3 protein-coding genes and 1 pseudogene are annotated in these 3,487 nt (G+C 73.0%); 2 read left to right on the top strand and 2 right to left on the bottom strand.

The genetic code is table 11. The features are described 5' to 3' along the window. Nucleotides 1-251: pseudogene (locus EAO71_RS35800) on the bottom strand (transcriptional regulator); the annotation flags it as partial. 68 nt (nt 252-319) lie between these two features. On the opposite strand from EAO71_RS35800, the gene EAO71_RS35795 reads away from it, so the two are divergent. Next, on the top strand, nt 320-1,507 hold the full coding sequence (locus tag EAO71_RS35795) for an MFS transporter (protein ID WP_147981981.1): 1,188 nt from the start codon (nt 320-322) through the stop codon (nt 1,505-1,507). Nucleotides 1,508-1,622: 115 nt separating this feature from the next. Here EAO71_RS35795 and EAO71_RS35790 read toward each other — a convergent pair whose 3' ends face one another. Then, nucleotides 1,623-1,835: a DUF4287 domain-containing protein gene (locus EAO71_RS35790; protein WP_147981980.1), complete on the bottom strand. Its 213-nt coding sequence runs from the start codon at nt 1,833-1,835 to the stop codon at nt 1,623-1,625. 448 nt (nt 1,836-2,283) lie between these two features. On the opposite strand from EAO71_RS35790, the gene EAO71_RS35785 reads away from it, so the two are divergent. Continuing rightward, entirely contained in the window at nt 2,284-3,453 is a 1,170-nt protein-coding gene (locus EAO71_RS35785; RefSeq protein WP_147981979.1) for a UDP-glucuronic acid decarboxylase family protein, read from the top strand. The last annotated feature ends 34 nt before the right edge of the window (nt 3,454-3,487 follow it).

Here is a 3,487-nt window from a genome sequence, read left to right as displayed (position 1 = left end):
GGGTTGAGGAAGTCCGCGAGGTAGCCGTGGTCCGGGACCAGGTCGGCGAGCCAGCCGCGGTCGAGTCCGGCGGCGGCGATCCGGGGCCGGACCTGTGCGGTCCAACGCCGCTGCAGAGCGCCGGCGTTGTCGCCGCGCAGCAGGCGGAAGCTGGTCACGACCTCCCACATGGGGGAGACCGCGAAGCGGGTCTGCGCCAGGTCGGCGGCGGAGAAGCTGAGTCCGGACTCCATACGTCGTCGCCCCGTCATGTCGTCGATGGATTCGGTCTGAGCTTAATCAGTGGAGACCTGTGGCGGGTGGGGAGCACGCTCCTCGCATGCTCTCCACCTTCCGCGGGCTCCCGCGCACCGTCTGGACCGTGTTCGCCGGCACCGTCGTCAACCGGCTGGGCTTCATGGTCACGCCCTTCCTGGTGTTCTTCCTGGCCGCGCGAGGGATCACGGGCGCCGAGACCGCGTACGTCCTCGGCGCGCTGGGCGCCGGCAACCTGATCGGACCGGCGCTCGGCGGGGTGCTCGCCGACCGCGTCGGCCGCCGTCCCACGATGCTGGTCGGTCTGCTCGGCTCGGCCGCGGCGCAGGGCGCGCTGTTCGCCGCGCCGGGCGTGTGGACGATGGCCGCCGCGGCGCTGCTGATCAGCGCGACCGGGATGATGGTCTCGCCCGCCGCGTACGCGCTGATGGCCGACACCGTGGGGGCGGAGCACCGGCAGCGTGCCTACGCCCTGCTCGGCTGGGGCATCAACATCGGCACCGCGGTGGCGGGCGTCCTCGGCGGCTTCCTCGCGGCGCGGGGGTACTGGCTGCTCTTCGCGGTCGACGCGGGCACGATGGTCGCGTACGCCGTCGTGGTCGCGACCCGGCTCGGCGAGCCGCCCCGCGTGAAGGAGACGGGTGCGGACGGCGGCATCGGCTACGGCGTCGTCCTCCGGGACCGGCTCGCACTCGTGCTGCTGCCCCTCTTCGGCGTCCAGCTCTTCGTGTACTCCCTGACGGAGGTCGCCCTGCCGCTCGCCATCCACGACAGCGGGCTGTCCCCCGCGGTGTACGGCGCGATGGCGGCGGTCAACGCCCTCCTGGTGGTCCTCCTGCAGCCGCTCGCGACGGCCCGGCTGGCCGGTCTGCCGCGGCTGCGGGTGCAGTGCGCGGGCAGCGTCCTGATCGCGGTGGGCGTGGCGCTGACCGGGGTCGCGGACGGCGTCGTCGGCTACACGGTCTCCGTGGTCGTCTGGTCGCTGGGCGAGGTCTGCGTGGCGGGCATCGCCGCCGCGGTCGTCGCCGATCTCGCGCCCGCCCACGCCCGGGGCCGCTACCAGGGCGCCTTCGGCTGGACCTGGGGCGTGGCCCGCTTCTGCGCGCTCACCCTCGGCGTGGCGCTCTACACGACGCTCGGGCCGGCGCCCCTGTGGTGGACGGCGCTGGTGGGCGGGGTGCTGGCCGCGGGCGGGACGCTCGCCCTCGCGTCACGGGTCGCCCGCCGCGCGGAGCACGCGCTGGCGGCCTGAGGATCCGCGGCCCGCCGGCCGCGGTACGGGGGAGGAGGGGGAGCGGGCCGGGTGCCCGCTCCCCCTCCGCGTCGTGGAGGCTTCAGCCCCCGCGCCCCTTCCGGGGGTGGCGCGGTCAGCCCGCGCTCTTCTCGGCGAGGGTGTGGGCGACGAGCGCGTTGGCGTGACCGTGGCCCAGGCCGTGCTCGGTCTTCAGCCAGGAGACGAGCTCCATGTGCCTGGTCAGCGGGGAGGTGCGGATGAGGTCCTTCCATTCCGCGATCGGACGGCCGTACTTCTTCTCGATGGAGGGGAAGTAGCTGGCGGGACCCTTGACGGCCTCGGACATGTCCGGCACCTCTCGTTCGGCTGGGCCGGGCCGGTGGGCCGGCCCGGGATCCGGTTCGGTGGGCGGGCCGTACCGTGTCGGCCCGCTGTGAAGGAGACCGGACCCGGCCGCGCGACTCATCGGTCCCCTCGCACATTCTTGCGGCCCGGCGGTCTCGAACGCTCCGTCCGAACCTGGCACGCGCGGCCGAGAGTCACACGGGCGAGTGAGGCGCACCTCCGCGCCGATCGGCGTGCGGAGGCGGTGCCGCCGGGGCGAAGGCCGGACGGGCGCTCGGCACCGGGGTCCGATCGGCGTAGCCCCGAATTGCGATCCACGGAAAATCCCACCTATTTCCATATGCTTGCCATGCGTTTTCCCGTGAGCCTTCCCGCTTCCGTCCGCCGCGTTCACCGGCCGCATCGGAATAGGCGCGAGGCTTTTCCGTTCCCGATTCCTGGAGAATCGCATGCGCGTTGCGGTCACCGGTGGCAGTGGCTTTCTCGGGTCCCATCTGTGCGAAGCCCTGCTGAGACGTGGGGATTCCGTGGTCTGTCTGGACAACTTCTCGACGGGCGACCCCAGAAACATCGAACACCTGCTCACCAATCCGGCATTCGAATTCATTCGCGCCGACGTCAGTGTCGCCGTGGAGGTCCCCGGCGCCGTCGACGCCGTCGCCCACCTGGCAAGCCCCGCGTCGCCGCCCGACTACCTGCGACAGCCGCTGGAGACCCTCGCCGTCGGCAGCAGGGGCACGGAGAACGCCCTCCGTCTCGCGCTGCGGAACGGCGCCCGATTCATTCTCGCGTCGACCAGCGAGATCTACGGCGACCCCCTGGTCCACCCGCAGGACGAGGACTACTGGGGCAACGTCAATTCGGTCGGGCCGCGCAGTGTCTACGACGAGGCGAAACGGTTCGCCGAGGCGATCTCCGTCGCCTACCGCCGCACCCACGGCGTCGACGTCGGCATCGCCCGCATCTTCAACACCTATGGCCCGCGCATGCGGCCGCACGACGGACGCGTGGTGTCCAGCTTCATCACCCAGGCCCTCACGGGCGAGCCCCTGACCATTTACGGCGACGGAAAGCAGACCCGCAGTTTCTGCTACGTCGACGACCTGGTCCGCGGTCTCGTCGCCCTCATCGACTCGGCCGAGCCCGGTCCGTTCAACCTGGGCAACCCGGTCGAACGGACGGTCACCGAGCTGGCCGAGCGGGTCCTGGAGCTCACCGGCTCGCCGTCGCAGATCCAGTACCACCCGCTGCCGGTCGACGACCCGGTCCGCCGGCGCCCGGTGATCACCCGCGCCCAGGACACGCTCGGCTGGACGCCCGAGGTGGACATCGACGAGGGGCTGCGCAGGACGGCCGACTGGTTCGCCTCCCGGCCCGCCGAACTCTCCACCGCCGCCGCGGCGATCCGTGGCGGCCAGGAGGAGGGGACCCCGCTGCCCAGCGGGTACCTCGCCTCCGTGCCCGACACCCGGGCCGACGCCCCGGCCACCGGGGACGGTCGTGCCTCCGCCGACGAGGCACGCACCGGCATCCCCGCCGCCGCGCTCCCCGGGACCTGGGCGCCGACCCGGCCGGAGACCCGTGCGGACGCTCCGGAACCCGCCGCCGCACCGGCCTGAGACCACCCGGGGGGCGCCGTCCCGCTCCGGCCCC

Origin of the sequence: Streptomyces sp. MS191 (assembly GCF_008042125.1) — a bacterium.
GTDB lineage: Bacteria > Actinomycetota > Actinomycetes > Streptomycetales > Streptomycetaceae > Streptomyces.
Note: the sequence above shows the minus strand (reverse complement) of the source record. Positions and strands in the feature narration are given on the sequence as shown.